This window comes from Singulisphaera sp. GP187 (genome assembly GCF_900129635.1).
Classification (GTDB): domain Bacteria; phylum Planctomycetota; class Planctomycetia; order Isosphaerales; family Isosphaeraceae; genus Singulisphaera.
In genome coordinates this window covers 576,472-595,000 of record NZ_FSRB01000001.1, presented here as the reverse complement: position 1 = coordinate 595,000, position 18,529 = coordinate 576,472, and the positions used below count along the sequence as shown (strand labels likewise).

Annotated in this window: 12 protein-coding genes; 8 read left to right on the top strand and 4 right to left on the bottom strand. The window is 64.6% G+C overall.

Features of this window, described 5'->3' with window-relative positions:
* Window positions 1-163: 163 nt before the first annotated feature.
* The 3 genes from BUS42_RS02430 to BUS42_RS02420 all read right to left on the bottom strand — a co-directional run bounded on the left by BUS42_RS02430 (window position 164) and on the right by BUS42_RS02420 (window position 6,619).
* Window positions 164-2,500, bottom strand: coding sequence for a prenyltransferase/squalene oxidase repeat-containing protein (locus BUS42_RS02430; protein ID WP_074304962.1), 2,337 nt, complete (start codon window positions 2,498-2,500; stop codon window positions 164-166).
* A 97-nt stretch (window positions 2,501-2,597) separates the two neighbouring features.
* The gene (locus BUS42_RS02425; RefSeq protein WP_074304960.1) at window positions 2,598-3,452 is read right to left on the bottom strand and encodes a MotA/TolQ/ExbB proton channel family protein; all 855 of its coding nucleotides are present in this window, start codon (window positions 3,450-3,452) and stop codon (window positions 2,598-2,600) included.
* A gap of 131 nt (window positions 3,453-3,583) precedes the next feature.
* Complete coding sequence (locus tag BUS42_RS02420) at window positions 3,584-6,619, bottom strand: tetratricopeptide repeat protein (protein WP_254053253.1); 3,036 nt, start codon at window positions 6,617-6,619, stop codon at window positions 3,584-3,586.
* 501 nt (window positions 6,620-7,120) lie between these two features.
* Here BUS42_RS02420 and BUS42_RS02415 point away from each other — a divergent pair.
* The 8 genes from BUS42_RS02415 to BUS42_RS02380 all read left to right on the top strand — a co-directional run bounded on the left by BUS42_RS02415 (window position 7,121) and on the right by BUS42_RS02380 (window position 16,140).
* Window positions 7,121-7,636 (top strand): hypothetical protein, encoded by a 516-nt coding sequence (locus BUS42_RS02415; RefSeq protein WP_074304956.1) that lies wholly within the window; start codon window positions 7,121-7,123, stop codon window positions 7,634-7,636.
* Between the two features lie 509 nt (window positions 7,637-8,145).
* Window positions 8,146-8,442, top strand: a complete 297-nt coding sequence (locus BUS42_RS02410; RefSeq protein ID WP_074310590.1) for an RNA recognition motif domain-containing protein — start codon at window positions 8,146-8,148, stop codon at window positions 8,440-8,442.
* Between the two features lie 217 nt (window positions 8,443-8,659).
* Complete coding sequence (locus BUS42_RS02405; RefSeq protein WP_074304954.1) at window positions 8,660-9,484, top strand: NYN domain-containing protein; 825 nt, start codon at window positions 8,660-8,662, stop codon at window positions 9,482-9,484.
* A 74-nt stretch (window positions 9,485-9,558) separates the two neighbouring features.
* The gene (locus BUS42_RS02400) at window positions 9,559-10,341 is read left to right on the top strand and encodes a hypothetical protein (RefSeq protein WP_074304952.1); all 783 of its coding nucleotides are present in this window, start codon (window positions 9,559-9,561) and stop codon (window positions 10,339-10,341) included.
* Between the two features lie 305 nt (window positions 10,342-10,646).
* On the top strand, window positions 10,647-11,984 hold the full coding sequence (locus tag BUS42_RS02395) for a hypothetical protein (RefSeq protein ID WP_074304950.1): 1,338 nt from the start codon (window positions 10,647-10,649) through the stop codon (window positions 11,982-11,984).
* A gap of 126 nt (window positions 11,985-12,110) precedes the next feature.
* Entirely contained in the window at window positions 12,111-12,533 is a 423-nt protein-coding gene (gene msrB / locus BUS42_RS02390; protein ID WP_074304948.1) for a peptide-methionine (R)-S-oxide reductase MsrB, read from the top strand.
* Between the two features lie 29 nt (window positions 12,534-12,562).
* Window positions 12,563-13,912 carry a sigma-54-dependent transcriptional regulator gene (locus BUS42_RS02385; RefSeq protein ID WP_074304947.1) on the top strand — a complete coding sequence of 450 codons (1,350 nt, stop codon included), beginning with the start codon at window positions 12,563-12,565 and terminating at the stop codon, window positions 13,910-13,912.
* Window positions 13,913-14,436: 524 nt separating this feature from the next.
* Window positions 14,437-16,140 carry a glucoamylase family protein gene (locus tag BUS42_RS02380; protein ID WP_074304945.1) on the top strand — a complete coding sequence of 568 codons (1,704 nt, stop codon included), beginning with the start codon at window positions 14,437-14,439 and terminating at the stop codon, window positions 16,138-16,140.
* Window positions 16,141-16,403: 263 nt separating this feature from the next.
* Here BUS42_RS02380 and BUS42_RS02375 read toward each other — a convergent pair whose 3' ends face one another.
* The gene (locus BUS42_RS02375) at window positions 16,404-18,407 is read right to left on the bottom strand and encodes a dipeptidyl-peptidase 3 family protein (RefSeq protein ID WP_074304943.1); all 2,004 of its coding nucleotides are present in this window, start codon (window positions 18,405-18,407) and stop codon (window positions 16,404-16,406) included.
* Window positions 18,408-18,529 lie beyond the last annotated feature (122 nt).

Sequence of the window (18,529 nt, the reverse complement as noted above, 5' to 3'; positions counted from 1 at the left end):
GCAGATTTTGTCGGGTGGGCACGGCCCATCAGGCTACCTGACGAGTGGCTTTGCATTGATGAGGTGCCTTACTTTCTTGGGGCGAATCCTGGTGGGCCGTGCCCACCCGACAAAGCACACCGGCTGACCACGATGGTGGAAGCGAGATCGTGGGAGAGCCACACTAGGATCGATCGCGCGAGGGGGAGCGGGTGAAGCGTCCTGGAGGAGGGGTCGCTGGTGTGTGAGTGGAGGACGGCTCCTCGTAGAGTCTGAGGAAGCGGTAATAGACTTCCAGGGTGAGTGTCGCCATGGCCGTGCAATAGATCCGGCCTCCCCGGGCTCCGTAGTCGCTGTCGTCGGGGTCCCAACTCCCCGCGCGGTGGCCTTCGAGTTGCTGGCGACGGACGATCTGGTCGCGGACGCGATCGTTCCAGCGAGTCCAGGCATTCCCTCCTTGCTGATACATGGCCAGGGTGCCGTAGTACCAGTAGTAAAGGTTATACGAGTCGCGTCCTTTTTTGCCCGGCCCGTTTTCGAGCAGGTAGCTGGCGGCTTCGTTGCTCATCGGCCCTGGACCGCCGACCCCAAGGAACTGGCGGCAGACCCAGGCTTCGGCGGTCATGGTGGGGGTGGCGGGTTGGCCGGGCTGATAGCTGGCCAGTCCTCGTTCGGGTCCGCTGGCCACCTTGCCGAGCCAGCCAAGCGTGCCGCTCTGGATTGAGGCGGAGATCGGAATCCCCGAGACCTTGGCCGACTTCAGGGCCATAACCACCCAGCCCAAGATGCTCGTGTCCCCCCGATCGGCCCCGGGCAAGTAACGCCAGGAGAGTCCGTCGCGAGCGCGGGAACGGCTCAAAAAGCCGACCGCACGTTCGACCGCGCCGCGGAGTTGCACGTCACCCGTCAGGGCGTAGGCCTCGCAAAGGGCCAGCGTGGCCATGGCGTGGCAATACATGCCAACCGATCGGCTGTCGCCGCGGAGGTCGCCGTCAGGTTTCTGGGTCAGACGAAGGAACTCAAGGCCCCGGCCGACGGCATCGGCGTATTTTCCATCCGTGTGGGTATAGCCCGAGCCTAGGAAAGCCAGCAGCGCCAGTCCGGTGACGGCGGTATCGGCCTCCCAGTAAAGGCACTCACCGGCACAGGGTTCCCCGGGAGGACAGTGGATCGTGAAGTCGTCATCTCCCTTGACCGGCGTGCCATCGGCGTGCCGCGCGGTGCCGGAATCCCAACGACCGTCGGCGTCTTGGTGGCGAGACAACCAGGCCAGCGCTCGTTCCACGGCCTGCTCGCTCGCCGCGGTGGCTCCGGCCCGCTGCGCCAGGGACGAGCGGTTGGGATCGAGCCGCGAGCGATAGACTTCGGGAACATCCTGCAAGGGACGCCCCCCCATGGCCCCCTGGATCTCGGGGAGCCGAGGAAGGCCGTTCGGCGTCGCCCGCGACAAGGTGAGCGGCCCTAAGGACTCGGCCAACGAACGGACGGCGGGAGCCGGCACGGAAGCGGGGCGCTGGGTGCGTAAGAGGCGGCGAACGTCGGTCCCGGCCAGTTCAGCCAGCGGAGGCGCAACCTGAGCACGGCGAACGACCTGCAGATCCACGCCCGAGGACGTCGGGTCGCCCGCCACCTCACCCGCTGCGGTGCCCGAGCGGAACGATCCCGCTGATTCTCTTCGAGGAGCCGCGATGGTTTCTCTCTTCGCCTCGGCGGTTTCGGGTCGCGCGAGCGTCTGGGCATCGAGCGAAGGGACCGCCGGCAACACGAGGGTAGGAGCGGAGCGGGGCGTGGCAAGTGTCAGTTCGCCCGATCGAGTCGCCAACGCACCGGGCCGCCGCTCGGCCTGCTCGGCCTGGCCCGGGCGAGGCCGCGCGGGGATCCGATCGAGGGGGGACGACGCATCCATCTCAGGAGCACTCGAGGTGGTGAGCACGGGGGCCGCGATCTCGCTGGGATCACTCGGCGCGGCCTGAGGCTGCGGCGGCTCGATCACGACCGATTCCGCGGCGGGCGGCGGCTCGGCAACCGCCGCGACGGCCGGCTTGACGTCGGGTACGGTTGGCGGAGGGAGGTCCGGCAGCAAATTGGGACGAGCCGGCTCCGAAGGCGCGGATTCCGGTCGAGGCGCGGCAACCTTGGTTTCGTTCAAAGCGAGCACGTCGCGCGGTCGGTCCCACGGATCCTGAAGGGGCTTACCGCGTCCGCCGGCCGCTAGCTTCCCCGGCCGAGACGGCCCTTCGGACCAAGGCGTGATCCGGATCTGCTGGATCCGCTCACGAGTGGACTCCCCCTTGTCCTTGGGGTGGAGCACCAGCAGGACTTGCGGCAAGGTGCTCCCATAAAAGCCGAGCACCATGTGCGAAGCGACCGAGAGCACCAGGCACTTGCGCAAGACGCGGCGTGACCCCCAGCTTGTCCAGGTCATCAACGCGAGCAGCAGGGCAATCACGCCCAAGGTCGTCCAGACGCCGACGTCGGCCCTGAGTAAGTGGAGGAAGCTTTCCAGGTTCAGGCCGGTCATCGCGTCATGCCTCGACAGGGATCCAGAGCCTAGGTCGGTTCATTGAACGGTGAGGATTCCATCGTACCGACTCTGCCGGCCAACGCACCGGATGGATTCAGGCGTAGTCATTCTCGCGGTCGACGGGACGAAGCTGGGTCTCGGGAATCTCGACCCGGAGCGAGTGAGGCGTCCGACCGGCCCGAGGCTCGAGCGGCGTATTCATCGCGATCGCGTCGACGGTCTCGGTGCCCACTCGTTCGAGGTTTCCCACGAGCGCGTCGATCCGTCCGGCCAAACCGTCGTAGGCCACCAGCGCGAGGATCGCCAGGGCGACTCCCGCGGTGAACGGGCCGAGTGCCGAGCCGAGGGCGGGTGCCCAGTCGGTTCGCGTCGACGTCAGCGCCCGGGTGGTCGACATCAGGGTCCCGAGCAAGCCGAGCAAGGGGGCCAACGCCGCGATTCGGCGGAGCGTCCCAACGTTTCGCCGGAGCCGCTCGGCCTCGACCCGGACCGTCATCGCGAGCGCCCGTTCCTGGTCAGTCACGGGCCGATCCCAGCGGCGAACTACGCCGAGGGCGACTCGCGCCGCCGGGCTCGGATTGAGCTCGCAGAAGTCGAGCGCCTTGCCTCGATCCAGCTTACCGTCCTGGAGCCGGACAAGGAAGCGTGCATGGAAGTCGCGCGGGATGATCCGTTTGGCGCGAAGTCGGACCAAGCGGCCAAGCAGCACGAGCGAACCGAGCCCCGCACAGGCCGTCAAGCCTCCCCAGGCCACCCGATCGGCGGGCGGGGTCTTGTGATACCAGGCCATCCCCCGGGTCCAGGCTTGCCTGGCCGGTTGGGCCAGGAATTCCAGATCAGCGCCCAGGCTGAGACCTCCGTCGGCCCCTCCGGAGAACAGAAGGGCGAGCAGGGCGAGGGCAAGTCCGGCTCGGGCCGGTTTACGGCCCCGGGTCGACGGTCGTTGCATGGACGAAATCCTTCTCGAGTCGTGGAAGGGACCCGCACTCTTCTTCTGGAAGCTCAGGCGACTTCCCACCGTGGCGTCAGCCCATGACGCGTCATCGTCATCATCGGCCGTCGACCTCGGTCAGAACGTCGTCAGCGTGTTTCCGTCTCCGAGGAAGCTTGAGCGTGCCTACGGGCCGCCTCGAGCCGGGTCTTGGCCTCCGAGGCGGTCGGATCCTTGGGAAACTTCGCGCGCAGCTCTTCATAAGTTTCGGCGGCCACCGCCCACTGGTCGAGTCGTTCGTAAACTTTTCCCGCCTCGAGCAGCGCGGCGGCCTGCCAGGCAGGGGCATCGTAGAGGGTGGCCACGCGGAAATATTCGCGGAGCGCCTCCTTATATTGCTTCTGCCAGAAATACGACTCGCCGCGCATCAACTGGGCACGGGCGGCGAGATCTCCCCCTTTGCGGGCGTCGATCACCGCCTGATAAGCCGCCAGCGCCTCGTCGAACCGGGACAGTTGCTGCAAGGCCCGACCGCGGTCGTACTCAACCTCGGCGATCAGCGGATCCTTGGCTCCAAACGACTTGAAGTCGGCGGCGGCCTCGATCACCTTGTCCCATTGCTTGAGCGCGACCAGGCTCTGGATCCGACCACGGCGAATCGCCACACCGAACCGTTCGGGGTCGGTTTCGGCCGGGGGTTCGGTGGCGAGCGCCTCGAACCCAAGGGCAGCGGCCCCGGCATCCCCCCCCTTCAGGGCGATATCCGCCCTCAAGAACCGCGCCTCGCGGCGATAGCGATCCTCGGGAAATTCCTTGAGCAGGCGGTCGATCGCCTTGGCCGCCTCGTCCAGCTCCGCGCGTTTGTCGCGGGCCCGGCCCATCAAGAACAGGGCCGAGGGCAAGAGCCGAGGCGCAGTGTTGGCCCCCTCGGCCACGAGTGGAGTGAGCAGGCTCACCACTTCGTCATAAGTTTTGGCATCATAGGCAGATTGAGCGAGGATGAGTCGCGCATCCGCGGCCCGGACACTCTCCGGATACTCGCTCAGGAGGCGACCAAAGACGCGATCGGCCTCCGCCGTCTTCTCGGCGTCGAGCAAGGCCCAGCCCCACTCGGCCAGCACGGCGTCGGGTTCGGCCCCCTTGGGTGCTTTCGCGGCCTTGTCAGGATAATCGGTGAGGTAGCGCTGGAAAATCTCGGCCCCTTCGGCGGGCTGCTTGAGCTCGACCAGCAACCGGGCCCGAGCCAGGTCGGCCTGCACCGCCTGGTCGGTCTTCGGGTATTTCTCGGCGATGAGGGCGAACGCTTTCAGGGCGTCCTCCGGTTGTTTGGCCGTTTGCAGCGCCTGGGCCCGCCCGAGCGCGGCTTCGGGGGCCAGCTTATCGTCGGGAGCCGAGTCGAGTAGGGTGGCAAATTCCGCGGCGGCCTCGACCGGGCGTTCTGCCTCGAGCAAGGCCCAGCCGAGACGGAGCCGGGTCGAGGGCAAGGTCTCGGACTTCGGGAACCGTTGGGCCAAGCGACCGAGCGCCTTGGACGCCTCATCGACCTGGCCGAGCTCGAGGCGTGACCAGACGATGTAGGTCATGGCATCGGCGGCCACTTCGCCATTGGAGTTGCCGGCGAGGTATTTCTCGAGGGCGGGGATCGCCTCGGCAAACCGCTTCGCCTCGAAATGGCCCTGGCCGACAAGATACTGAGCGTTGGCCGCGGCCGGCGCAGCGGGGGTCTTGGCCAGCGAGTCGAGCACCTCGTCCGCTTTGGCTTTCTGCCCATCGGCCCGATAGGCCAGCCCGAGGTAGTAGAGCGCGGCCTGCGCGGTCTCGGGCGCCGGCTTCGCTTCCGCCAGCAACTGGCTCAGGATCTGAATCGCCTGCTTGGCTCCCCCCTCGTTGTACGCCACCTGCCCTTCGATCAACTTCGCGTCGGCGCGGAGCGGACTCTCAGGAAACTTGGTTGCGAACGAGCCGGCGAGCGCCTTCGCGGCGGCCTTATCGCCTGACTCCAGGGCCAGCCGCGAGGCCCGAATCAAGGCGTCGTCGGCCCAGGGGTGTTTCGGATCCGAGTCCGCCGCCTTCTGGAACCGGGTCCGGGCCTCGTCCAACTGACCGAGCTTCTGCGCCGCTTCACCAGACCGGAAAATCAGGGCAGGCGCCAGCGCTGTCTTGGCGAACTTCTCCGAGGCCTGATCGAACGTGGCAAGCCCCTCGGCCGCCCGGCCCCCTTCTAGTTGCGAGCTGCCGAGCGCGAAAGCGGCCTGCGCGGCCAGGTTCTGAGACGAGTCGGCCATCAGGCCACTGAGGAGGGTCTCACCTTCGCCACGACGATCGAGCAGAATCAAAGCCTCCGCGCGGCCGAGTCGGGCTTCCCCCACGAGCGGGCTCTTGGGGGTGACCCGTTCCAAGGTCTCGAACGCCTCGACCGCGGGGGCGAACTGCTTGGCCTCAACCTGGGATTGACCGATCTGAAGCCAGGCTCGGTCCGTCCAGTCGCCTCCGCCCTGCTCGGCCAGTTCGGTGAGAATCTTGACCGCCTCGGCCGACTTCCCCTGCAGGGCCAAGGTCCGCCCCAGGCCAAACCGCGACCGATCAGCCAAACGGCCTTTCGGGTGGAGTTGGAGCGCCTGCTCATACGCCTGGGTGGCTCGGGGCAGGTCCTGCATCCGCAGGCAGACCTCTCCCAGATAGGGCCAGGCCGTCTCGAGGTTCCGGTGCCCCTTGGCGTTGGCGGTAAACGACTCCAGAGCCCGCCGCGCGACGGGCAAGTCGCCCAACATGTAAGAGGTCTCGCCGACGCGATACAGGGCCGTCAGCCGATTGGCATGCTGAGGAGCCGCCTCGAGAAAGGCCTCGAACTGACGACGGGCCTTGTCGTACTGCCCCTGAAAGAGCCGAGCGTTGGCCAGGCCGAATCGTGCCTCGTCGGCGTGAGCACCCTTGGGCGACTCGTTCAGGAACCGCTCGTATTCCTCGGCGGCCAACTCGTAGCGGCGATCGCGGAAGAGGCCGTTGGCATAGTTCAGGCCCTCGGGGACCGGCTCGGCCCGGGTCGACGAGACCGCGGCGGATTTCTCCTTGGGGGCCTCCTGAGCGGGGACCGAACCGGGCCAAACGGCGGAGAGTAAACCGAGAGCGAGTATCGGCGTCAGCCGGTCGCGGCCCGACCGGGCCTGAGTCGGGGTGAGGGGCACGAGTCCGTCTCCCTGGACGTCGACAACCACTAACGTCCACTTGTGAATTGAGTTGCGCCGAGCGACCAGACACGCCATTGTCGCCACTCACGGCATCCGCTTTGTTATACCCGCTCCCGCTCAATCCGCTCAAGGCCGAGAACCGCGGCCGCTCTCGTCGCTGGAGGTGGCAGAATCTCTCATCGGAATTCCTCGGGGACCTTCCCGAGTCGAGTGCGGTACGATTCTCGGCTCACGTCCGGGAACCGCGGGCTTCGTCTGACAATTTCGGCAAAACCGAAACAAAACCCAAGAAAAGGCACCTGATTCGCCGTCATAATCCCTACGTTCCACGACAACCACCAATATCCGGCATATTCTTCTGAAAATCCGCAAAACACCCAGAGACCGCAGTTATTTATCAAGTATAATAGAGCAAACCATGACCGGATCGGGTCTGGTTTTTTCGATCACGGTAGACGGTTGAGGTTGGCTTCGCACCCCGTTGAGGAGACACAATTCATGAATTTCCGCCGCATCTTTGGTATCGCCGGCGCAACGCTGGCCTTCGGCCTGACCTCGTCGGCCATGGCGCAAACCGCGCAGACCCCGGCCAAGGTCCTGCCCGAGGCCCAGGCTCCTACGAAGGTCGCCCCCGCGCCCCAGGCCCCCACCAAGGTCGCCCCCGCGCCCCAGGCTCCCTCCAAGGTCGCCCCCGCGCCCCAGGCCCCCACCAAGGTTGCCCCGGCTCCGGAAGCTCCCTCCAAGGTGGCTCCGGCTCCCCAGGCTCCCTCCAAGGTCGCCCCCGCGCCCCAGGCCCCCACCAAGGTTGCCCCGGCTCCGGAAGCTCCCTCCAAGGTGGCCCCCGCTCCTCAGGCTCCCTCCAAGGTTGCCCCCGCTCCCCAGGCCCCCTCGAAGGTTGCCCCCGCTCCTCAGGCTCCCTCGAAGGTTGCTCCGGCTCCCCAGGCCCCCTCGAAGGTTGCCCCCGCTCCGCTTCCGGCCCCGCAGGCTCCCGTCAAGGCGGCCCCGCAGGCTTGATCGGATCGTCAACTCGAAGCCTACCCCCGGCCGTTCTTACGGCCGGGTTTTTTTTTGTCGATCGGCAGGGAACCCCGTCTCACCGGTTCCAAACCGGTTCGACGCGAAGGGAGCGAGTCAGCCAAAATGACTCGAAGTTCGTCCCGCCATACGCGCAATCCTTCCTCGTGGGCTCCGGAGTGGAAGACGGATGCCCCTGGCAGGCCAGCCTCATATCCGTTAAACTGCCATGATCGCCGAGGTCGCGTGTGAGGGGTTGCGAAGTCTGAGTGTGGCGACGTCGCCCCGTCCCGAGCGCCTTTCCGTACAGTTTTGAGGGATGACCACACGCCTGACCTGCCCCTCGGGTGGGGCCGCTGGCGCTTTTATGGTTGTTTTCGAGACTGAATCGCCTTGTTGACGTCAGGACGTTGGGGTCGCCTTGGCTCCTCCCTCCGGGCGTTCGAGGACGTGACTGGTCTCGATTGGTGATTTCTGTCGTCTTGCTTGATGAGGAGTTGAAGCCCGTCATGATGATCTATGTCGGAAACTTGGATTACGCCGTGACTTCAGACGATTTGCGGGCCTTGTTCGACCCGCTGGGCGCGGTGACGCTGGCCGAGGTGCAGGTCAAGTCGCGGACCGGTCAGTCGCGTGGTTTCGGCATGGTGGAGATGCCTAGCGACGCGGAAGCCAAAGCGGCGATCGCCGCTTTGAACGGCGCTGAGCATCGCGATCGAAAGTTGACGGTCAATGAGTCTCGCCCACGTCGTACGGTGCGCGACCTCTACGCCGGTGGTGGTTGGTTTGGCGGGGGTGCCGGCTAAGTCGCCTGGCATCGGCCTCTCTGACAGACTGATTGAGCGGATGAGACAATCCGGCCGGCCCGCGAAATTCCTCGCACCGTGCCGGGTTGCGGCACAGCGACTTCCAGCGTAAGTTGAGAGGTCCCTCCGCTCTTCCTCCCACTCCTCGTGGGCGAGCGGGAGAGAGATTTATCCCACGTGGCTGGGCCTTCGCATGCCGCGGGTAGTTGAGCGATTCATGTCTAAAACCGATCGGGAACGCAGCCTCGCGGTCTTTGTGGATCTGGAAAACCTCGCCATGGGGTTTCAGAACCAGCGCAAGACCAAATTTGAAATCCAGAAGGTTCTCGAACGGTTGGTGGAAAAAGGGAAGCTGATCGTTAAAAAGGCTTACGCCGACTGGAACCGTTACCAAAACTACACGGCCCCGTTTCACGAAGCCGCGATCGAGCTGATCGAGATCCCCAAACGTAGCCAGACCGGGAAGAACTCGGCCGACATCCGACTGGTCGTCGACGCGATGGACCTGGCCTGGAGCAAGCCCCACATCGACACCTTCGTGATCGTCTCGGGCGATTCCGACTTCTCGCCGCTCGCCTCGAAGCTCAAAGAGAACGGCAAGCATGTCATCGGCCTGGGCATGAAGGGCTCAACCTCCAACCTGCTGCGCGACAACTGCGACGAGTTCATCTACTACGAAGACCTCGAACGCCAAGAACAAGATGAACAGCAACTGGCGGTGAACGTCTTCGCCGACATGCCCGAGCGGAAACGCGAGGTTTACACGCTGCTGATCGAAGCCTGCAATGCTTTGAGGCGCGAGAACCACGAGGTCCTCTACGCATCAATGATCAAGGACACGATGAAGCGGAAGAAGCCCTCGTTCGATGAGAGCTATTACGGCTATCGCAGCTTCACTCATCTGCTGGAAGAAGCGGACAATCAAGGCGTCGTCGATATCGAGCGCAACCCGAAGAGTGGGACCTACGTCGTCACCCGCTTCGGCGTCCGCGAGCCCGCCAAGGACGCGACCGAAAAACCGCGTCCTTCACCGCGGCGGTAGCGTGAAACCCGACACAATCGTTGCCACCTCTCCGGATTCGCCACCACCCTCACACCCCCGGAAGGTTCGATCCCATGGTGGGCCCTCTCAATGATCGCGAGACACCCCCCACCGCCAGCAAATCATGCACGGCCCCGTCGATCCCGATGATCGCCGGGGTCTGCGTTTTGCTGGCGATCGTGGCCGCCTCCGCGACGAACTCGCTGGCCGGGAACCCGGTCGCGTCGGATCCATCCGCAGCCGCGACGCCAGCCGACTCGCTCAGCTCGCTCAAGACGGAAATCGAGCGGCTCTCGGCCCGGCTCAAGACGCTCCAGGAACGGATGGTCACGACCTCCAAGTCGAGCCCTGCCGCCGAGCTCGACGCGCTCCGAACCAAGATCGACGGGTTCGCCAAAGCGACCGAGGCGCTCGCCCCCCTCCTCAAAAAGGTCGAAGCCCTCGACGGCCGGGTCACCGCCATCGACAACCAGGTCACGACGGTACGCGAACAGGTCAGGGCGTTGAAGGCGGCCCGTGAGAAGGCTGCCAACTCCGTCCAGCCTACGGAAGCCGATGAAATTGCGCAAGGGATTGAGGCATTCAAGGCATCAAGGTACAAGGAGGCGAGCGACCTCTTCCGTGCCCTGACCGTGTCCCGGCCCGAGGACGCCCGAGTCTGGTACTACGCCGCTCTGAGCCACGGCCTGGCCACGAACGAATGGAAGGACGAAACGATCCGTCTCTTCAAGCAAGCGGTCGAGCGCGAGAAGGCCGGCACGCCCGACAAGGCCAAGATCGACGCCAGCCTGGCCACCGTGACCGAGCCCAGCGTCAAAAAATGGGTCGACTACTTCCGCAGAGCCGCCCAGCGCTGAGCTCGTTCTCGAGCCAAACGAACGCGTTGCTCCGCGAAAAAGGTCGCCGCCGCCGTCACCGACATCGACGATCTCGAGGTTCATCCCACGACGCGGACAGTTCCACTCAGCTCCGCATTCCTGCCCGCACCCGTGGGAGGCTCCGTCCTCGAGACATTCTCCGGACGCCGTGGCGGGTGCGCTGGATTTCATCGTGCGATTGAGTGAACCATCAATCAATCATCAAGACCACGAGAAAAACCATGTCGATACCTCCCAAAGACCGACGAACGATGCCCCCTCTCCCGGCCGCGGGAGTGCGTCCCATGGCTCACGACGAGTCCTCGGCGCAGGATGACCCGATACCGGACAACCCGGCGGTTCCCCCGCAGTCGGGCTCTGGTCCCGAGCCGAATGCCACCCCGAAGTCCAACGCCATCAACATGACTTTGCTCGAGCTTCAGGGGGACAACAATTCCGCGGACAGTCCCGCTCCGCCGACCGAGCCGGCTCGACCTGCCAGCGAGCCAACGGCGCCGGAAAGCCGACTCACCACACCGCTGGTCGAGAACCCGGTCGCCGCGCCGGTTCCACCGGCGCCTCAGCCCGAGCCCGAAAGCGTCGCGGCCGCTCGCGAACCGTTGACGGTTGAACCCACGTCGGCTCCGGTATCGGGAACGCTGTCGTCGACTCCCCCCATCGCCGGACGACTCGAACGGCCGAGCCAACGGCCAACGCCTACTGAGCCCCACACACCTCTGCCAGCGACCGAGAACGGCCCCTCGCTCACCACTGTGCTGATTGCGGCGGCCGTCGTTTCGCTCGCATTCGGCCTCTTAGGGGCCTGGACCTACGATCATTTCTTCCAGGAAGGTAAGCCACCGATCGAATCGGCCGTGGCCTCCGAGCCGAGCGCACCGGACGTGGTCGCTCCACCCAGTCTGAGCACGGCGGAGCTCAAGCCCCTGAAGACCCGGCTCGGCGAACTCGGCGAGCAAGTGGACGCGTTTGAGAAGCAACTCGACGAAGCCTCGTCTCAACCCTCGGCAACCACCGACCTCGCGCCGATTCGCCAACAGATCGATGGCGTCGCCAAAGCGGTGGCCACAATCGACCCGCTCTCGAAACAACTCGAGGGCATCAACGCGCGGATCGAAGGACTCGAAACGTCGCTCAATGGTCTCAAGGAGGACCTGGGATCGCTGGAAACGAAAACGGTCGAGCCCGAGAAGGGAAATGACCCACCTTCCGCAACTCCGACCAGCAACACTCCGACCCCCGTTCCGGCGGCCGCCGAGCCAAGCACGCCCGCTCCGCTTACCCTTGAGAATGCCGACGCCAACCTTGAGAACAACGCCTTGTCGGAGGGGGTCGAACTCTTTAAGCTGGGCAAATATCAGCAAGCCTACAATTTTTTCGAGAAGCTCGAGAAGACGAACGAGAAAGACGCGCGGGTTTGGTATTACGCCGCCTTGAGTTATGGCCTGGCCAGTGGAGATTGGGGCGAGACGACGCCGACGACGACGAACTTGGTCAAGAAGGGGGTCGAACGCGAGAAGGCGGGATCGCCTAAATCCTCAGAGATCGACGCCTTTTTCCGTGATCTGGACACGGGCACCGGCAAGGAATGGCTGGCATTCCAACGCAAGAATGTTACCAAATAAATGACATGCCAGCATTTTGAGTTGCAAGCTCGTTCCTTCGTTCAAGCAGATCCGAGTGGCCGCAACCGCGACCACCAGGACTCGGGTCTCCGGCATGATTCCCAGGAACCTTGAGGAGCCAGGCAGATGGCCGAGAACCACCCCAAGACGGATCAGCAGTGGCGCGAACAACTGACCCCCGAGCAGTACCACGTCCTCCGCGAGAAGGGGACGGAACGCGCCTTCACGGGCGCGTACTGGAACACTAAGACCCCGGGCCTCTATCATTGCGCGGGCTGTGGCCAAGAGCTCTTTGAATCGGACATGAAGTTCGACTCGGGCTGTGGCTGGCCCAGCTTTTCCCAGGCTCTGGAACCGGGAAGGATCGACGAGCATCGCGACGTCAGCCACGGTATGATCCGGACCGAGGTCACCTGCAGCCGTTGCGGCGGGCACCTCGGGCACGTCTTCAATGACGGGCCGGCGCCCACCGGGCTGCGTTATTGCATCAACTCGGTCTCGGTCCAACTCGAGAAGAAAGAGGGGGCCGGGGAAACGAGCGGATCCTGACTCGTCACCACTCCCTTGGATCCGCCACCATGCGCGTCCTGATCGTCGATGACGAGCCGAATATTCGACGCACCCTCCGGGTGGCGCTCGAGGCGACGGGGCACGCGGTTGAGGAGGCGGACTCGCCGACCACCGCGCTCCGCCACGTGGAACGGCACCCGTTCGACGCCGCCTTGCTCGACGTCCGGCTCGGCGATGAGTCAGGGCTCGACCTGATCGAAACGCTGTTGACCCAGTTGCCGCGCCTGGCGATCGTCGTGATCACAGCGCACGCCAGCGTCGACACCGCGGTCGAGGCAATGCGCCGAGGCGCGTTCGACTATCTGCCCAAGCCGTTCACCCCCGCCCAGGTCCGTGGAGCGCTGGAACGGATCGCCAAGGTCCGCGGCCTCCGCGATCAGGTGGCCGGCCTGACGGAGCGGGTACGTTCCGAAATTCCCGAGGTCGAGCTCGACAGCCCCGACCCGCAGATGAAGCGGCTTCTGGAGCTCGCCCGCGTGGTCGCCTCGTCCGACGCCGCCGTGCTCATCCGAGGGGAAAACGGTACCGGAAAAGGCGTGCTCGCCCGCACCTTGCATGCCTGGAGCCGGCGCGCCCAAGAACCGTTCGTCACAGTCAGTTGTCCCAGCCTGAACCCGGAATTGCTCGAGAGCGATCTGTTCGGCCACGCCAAGGGGGCATTCACGGGCGCGATCCGCGAGACCGCCGGCAAGGTCGCCGCCGCCGAGGGGGGCACCCTCTTCCTGGACGAGGTGGGGGACTTGCCCCCTGCCCTGCAACCGAAACTGCTCCGGTTCCTCCAGGAGAAGCGCTACGAGCGCGTCGGTGAGTCAAAGACCCGGTCCGCCGACGTCCGACTGATCTCCGCCACCAACCGAGGACTCGAGGAGGCGGTTACCGCCGGAACCTTCCGCGAAGACCTGCTCTACCGCCTCAACGTGGTCGAGCTGACGCTCCCTCCGCTCCGCTCACGGACCGACCTGCTCGCCCTGGCCGAGCACCTGCTGGCGTTCTTCGCCCGCCAGACCAACCGCCCCCTGACTGGCTTCAACGCCGAGGCACGGACCGCCCTCACACGCCATACCTGGCCGGGCAACCTCCGCGAGCTCCGCAACGCCGTCGAGCGGGCCGCGATCCTCGCCTCCGGCCCCGAAGTGGGCCTGGCCGACCTGCCGGAACGGATCGCGCAGACCCGGTCGCAACGCGGCCCCGTGACTGCGATCCGGGTCGGCGCGGCAGTGAGCCTGGAGCAAGTCGAAATCGAGCACATCCGCCAGATCCTCGCCACCACGGCCAGTCTCGACGAGGCGGCTCAAATCCTCGGCATCGACGTCAGCACCCTCTACCGCAAGCGCAAGCTCTACGGCCTCTCGGTCTGACCCACGTCGTGCCAACTCCCGTTCGCGGCGAAAAGAGACGTTGGGTTGCATAGGCCCGGTGCCGACCCTCAAAAACTCGGCCAGGATCTCATATTTTCGATTCAGAATCGTTCAGAGCGAGATCCGGGCCGATAATTCCATGGGAACGACCGCCGGTTTTCCCAGGAGAGCCCGGGCCCCCGGTGCTTCGTCAGTGCCGCGTGCGAGCGTGACGGAGAGGCGGGCATCCATCGTCGTGCCTGGATGCTTGGTGACTCAAAAACCCGATTTCCAACCGTCCCAACATGATCGGGAGGCCGTAGAAGCTCCGTGGCAAGCGATCCTTGGACCAGGTTGTCCGAGGCCGCAATTCCGATTCAAGGGAGAGGCGCCAGGGGCGAACCGAGTGCGAGCGAGCTTCGTAACAAAAGTATACATGCGATCCCTCGATGGCCTGTTCCTCGCGACGGATCGGCTCGGACCGGGTCTTCGGTGAGAGAAGCCTGGTTCGACCGCGCCTCGAAGGTGACATGGGAGTAAATCCAATGACCCCACGTAAGGTCGCAGCCACCGTGGCGCTCACCTTGCTCAGTCCGGCCGTGTCGACGGCTCAACCGAGCGGGCTTGGACCGGAAGACCGGGCGCAGTTGGCCACCTACGCCCGAGACACCTGGCGGTCGATCGAGACGATCACGTCCGGTGTCGATTTGCCGGCCGACGCACTCCGGCGCGAGGGGGACGTCTGGATTCCCACCGGGCTCACCTCGCCATCGAACATCGCGGCCTACCTCTGGAGCACTCTGGCCGCGGAAAACCTCGGCCTGATCACTCGTGATGAGTCGACCCGGCGACTCTCGCGAACGCTCGAGGCGGTCGCTCGCCTCGAGCGTTCGAACGGTTTCTACTACAACTGGTACGACCCAACAAGCGGAGCAAAATCACGGACCTGGCCGGGAGGTGGTCTGGTCCGCCCTTTCCTCTCGAGCGTCGATAACGGCTGGTTGGCGGCCGCCCTGATGGTCCTCAACAACGCCCGTCCCGAACTCCGCCCCGTGGTCGCGCCGCTCCTCGACCCGATGAATTTCGCCTTCTTCTACAACCCGTACGACGCCAATGATCCGGTCGCGCACCCCGGCCAGCTTCGGGGAGGGTACTGGCCCGACGAACGAGTGTTCACGGAGTTTCATTATGGAACGTTGAACACCGAGCCGCGAATTGCCAGCTACGTCGGGATCGCCCGGGGCCAGTTGCCCGGCGCACACTATTACCACATGCACCGCGCGGGGGGCTCGCCCGGAGCGCCGACGCGAAGTTATGCCGGCGTTTCCGTGGTGGAAGGGAGTCAGGAAGTTCGCGGCATGCGGCTCGTGCCCACCTGGGACGGCACGATGTTCGAGGCCTTGATGGTCACGCTGTTCGTCCCTGAGGCCGAGTGGGCTCCCGAGAGTTGGGGCGTCAACCATCCGCTCTACGTAAAGGCTCAGATCGACTTTGGCTTGAACGACCCGCGACTCGGTTTCTGGGGCGTTTCCGCCTCGTGCGATCCCGAAGGGGGGTACTATGCCTTCGGCGTGCCGGGCGTCGGCGCCTGGTCGAGCCTCAATCCGCCGGCACATGGGCGCGAGGGCGTGGTCACTCCTCACGCGTCGCTCCTGGCGCTTCGGTACGCACCGGCCGAGACCATGGCCAACTTGCGGGCCATGGCCGCGCGGTTCCCGGTCTACGGCCCCCACGGCTTCGCCGACTCCGTCGACGTCATCACGGGGCGCGTCTCCGACCGAGTCCTGATCCTCGACCAGGGGATGATCCTGGCGGCGATCGCCAACGCGTTGCACGACGACGTCCTGGTCCGCGCCTTCAGCGACGGTGCGGTCGAAGCGACGGTCCGCCCCTTGATCGCCCCCGAACGATTCGAGGCGGGACTCACCAGCCACACGTCCTCGCGAACCCCGCGAGCCGTCCCGGTGAGCCTGGCGACCGCGAGCGTCCTCGCGGCCGAGACCGAGTGGCTGAGCGACTCGCCCACCGTTCCGCCAATCCCAGCGCCCCATCTCAGCCCGAGCCGGCAAGCGGTCAAGGCTCCGTTTGCGCTCGGAGACACGCTGCAAGCCACGACGGAAGGTCGTCCCAACCCGCCCCCGAAGCGCCGGAGCCGCAAGGGACGCCGCAACAAGGATGGCGAATTCGCCGACCAGGAACGGCTCGTGCAAGCTCCTCCCGACGAACGCGACTTCCTCCAAACGGGCTGACCCTTGTCTTGCCGGGTGGGCCATGCCCACCCGGCAAGCAAGCCACTTCCTCACACAAAATCTCCAACGACCCGAAACAGGGCCAGACGACGCGGAGCGTCGGGGACGGCATTCCCACCTATGCCTTACCCACAAGTCGTAAGTCGTTAGCAATCCGGAGGTTACGGAAGGGGGCTGTGGCCCGAGCTGGATACCACAACTGGAGGACTCTCAAGCACTTGCAACGAGGGTGATTCCTCGCTCTCTAGCGGGTCGTTCAAAATCTAACGCGTTTTACCCGCGGCCGAGAACTCGAGCATCTGCTCGGTCAGGTCCTTGGGATAAGAGATCGTCACGTCACGAATCGTGCCATCGTCGCCCTTGACCGGCGTCAGCCTGGGCATAACGTAGCCGGTATAGGAGGGCAGGTCGAGCGTCTTGACCCGGGCCAGAACCTCGTCGCGGAGCTTCGGGTCGAAGTGGATCCCGTACGTCTCGAAGAGTTTTTTGGCGGCCGCGTAGTCCCCTTGAGACTTGATCCGCTGGACCTCGGCCAAGAGCTTGCCGACTCCTTCGTGGAACGCCTTGACATCGGTCATGACGTAGTATGTTTTGCCATCGCGTTGACGGACGTCGATCGCCTTGGTCTGATCGATCAGCCAGCGTACGACCATCTGTCGATTCCGCATATGATCTTCCTCGATCTGCGATCCCGTGGGGATCCGACGGAGTTGGACCAAGGCGTTGCGTGCGTAGTTCTCATAGACGGCCTGGGTGACCTCCGCCTGATCCTCGGCTTTAACCAAGCCGAGCTCGGCGAGCCTGGGGTCGGGCATGAAGTAGAGCGCCACGAGGTCGGCACGCCCTTCCTCCAGCGCCGAATACTGCTCCTTGAGCAGGTCCTGCGGCTTTCCCTGGAGCTTCGGGTCGATCCGTCCCGAGGCGTGGCCGATCACCTCGTGCATGTTGACCAAGAGCTCACCGCCCAGCACGCTCCACTTCGTCGCTCGGGCCACTTCCTCGGGGGTCCAGGAGAACTCGGCCCGAAACGTGGTCGGCGTCGACTTGTCACTCGCTTCCAGGACGTTCGAGAGCGAGACCGACTTGCTCCCGTACCGCTCGCGAACTTCTTGATCGTTCGGCAAGTTAATCCCGATCGGCGTGATCGGTCCACAGTCGCCGGTCTCGATCACCACCTCGATCGCGTTGGCCGTGATCCCCTGGACGTTCGGCTTGCGATACTCCTTGATCCAGGGCATGTGGTCCTCAAACCACTGCGCATCGGCCGCCAGCTTACGAATCTCCCCCGTCTTCTCCTGATTGACGAAGAAAACGACCGATTCCCACGAGCCTTTGACTCCGCGTGCATCCATATACACTTCAATAAACCCGTTAATCGTATCGACGGGTGAATTCTTATCGCGAACCCAGGCGATGTCGTACTTCTCGCGATCCGCGTTCGCACCGGTCCGATAGAACTGAACCAGTGCCAGCAGGGCGTCCTGCATGGTCGCCGGCGCGTGCTTGGCCGCTTCCTCCAGATGCCCCGTGATCCGCCTGATCTGCGTGCTGTACATGCCCCCAATCCGGTAGGGCTCCTCCACCAACTGGCCCTCGCGCTTGACCAGACGCGAATTCAACGGGTACTGCTCGCGGAACCCGTCGAGGTCCTTCATCTCGACCCCGACGTAAAGGTTGTTCGCGCTGGTAGCGAGGATGTCCTTCCCCGGCCCCGGCGTCTTGTTGGTCACGATGGGCTCGAAGCTCGCGTCAAAGAACGACGGCCGAAGTCGTTCGAGCAGCGCTTCGAGGGTCTCACCATCTTTTGACGGGAACGTGGCCCCCGCCTTGACCGCGCTCTTGGCCGCGGCCGCGAACGCTTCAGGCGTACACTTGAGGACGAACTTACGAGCGGTCAAGTGGTTGTACGGACCGCTGTTCAGCCAGAAGAGCTTGGTGTAGCGACGAACCTCGTCGAGCGTCGCGGGCTCAACCTCCACGCCGTGGGTGAGGATCGCCTCGAGGAGATCGCGCATCACGAGCGAGTGCACGTAGCGCTGATCGTAGTAAATGTCGCGGCCCGCCACGGCGGCCTGATAGAGGTGATAAAGCAACACCTTCTGGTCGAGCGGCAGTTTCGTAAAGCCATCGGCATACAATCTCGTGACGGCCGCATCATCAACGCGTTCGAGCAAGTAGGGGCGGTCGGGATTCGGCTCGGCGGCCAGCGTGGGAGCCGCGAGGAGGGGAACGATGAGGGTCGGGAGCAACCAGGCGGTTGAACGCATCCGTTAGCGACTCCTATGGGTGCAGGCGCAAGACATCTCGACTCGCTTCGCAGGCGCGCCGCGAGCCTCCAGATGGCCGCCATCATAACAGAGAGGATGGCCACTCCACTTCAGAAAGCTCA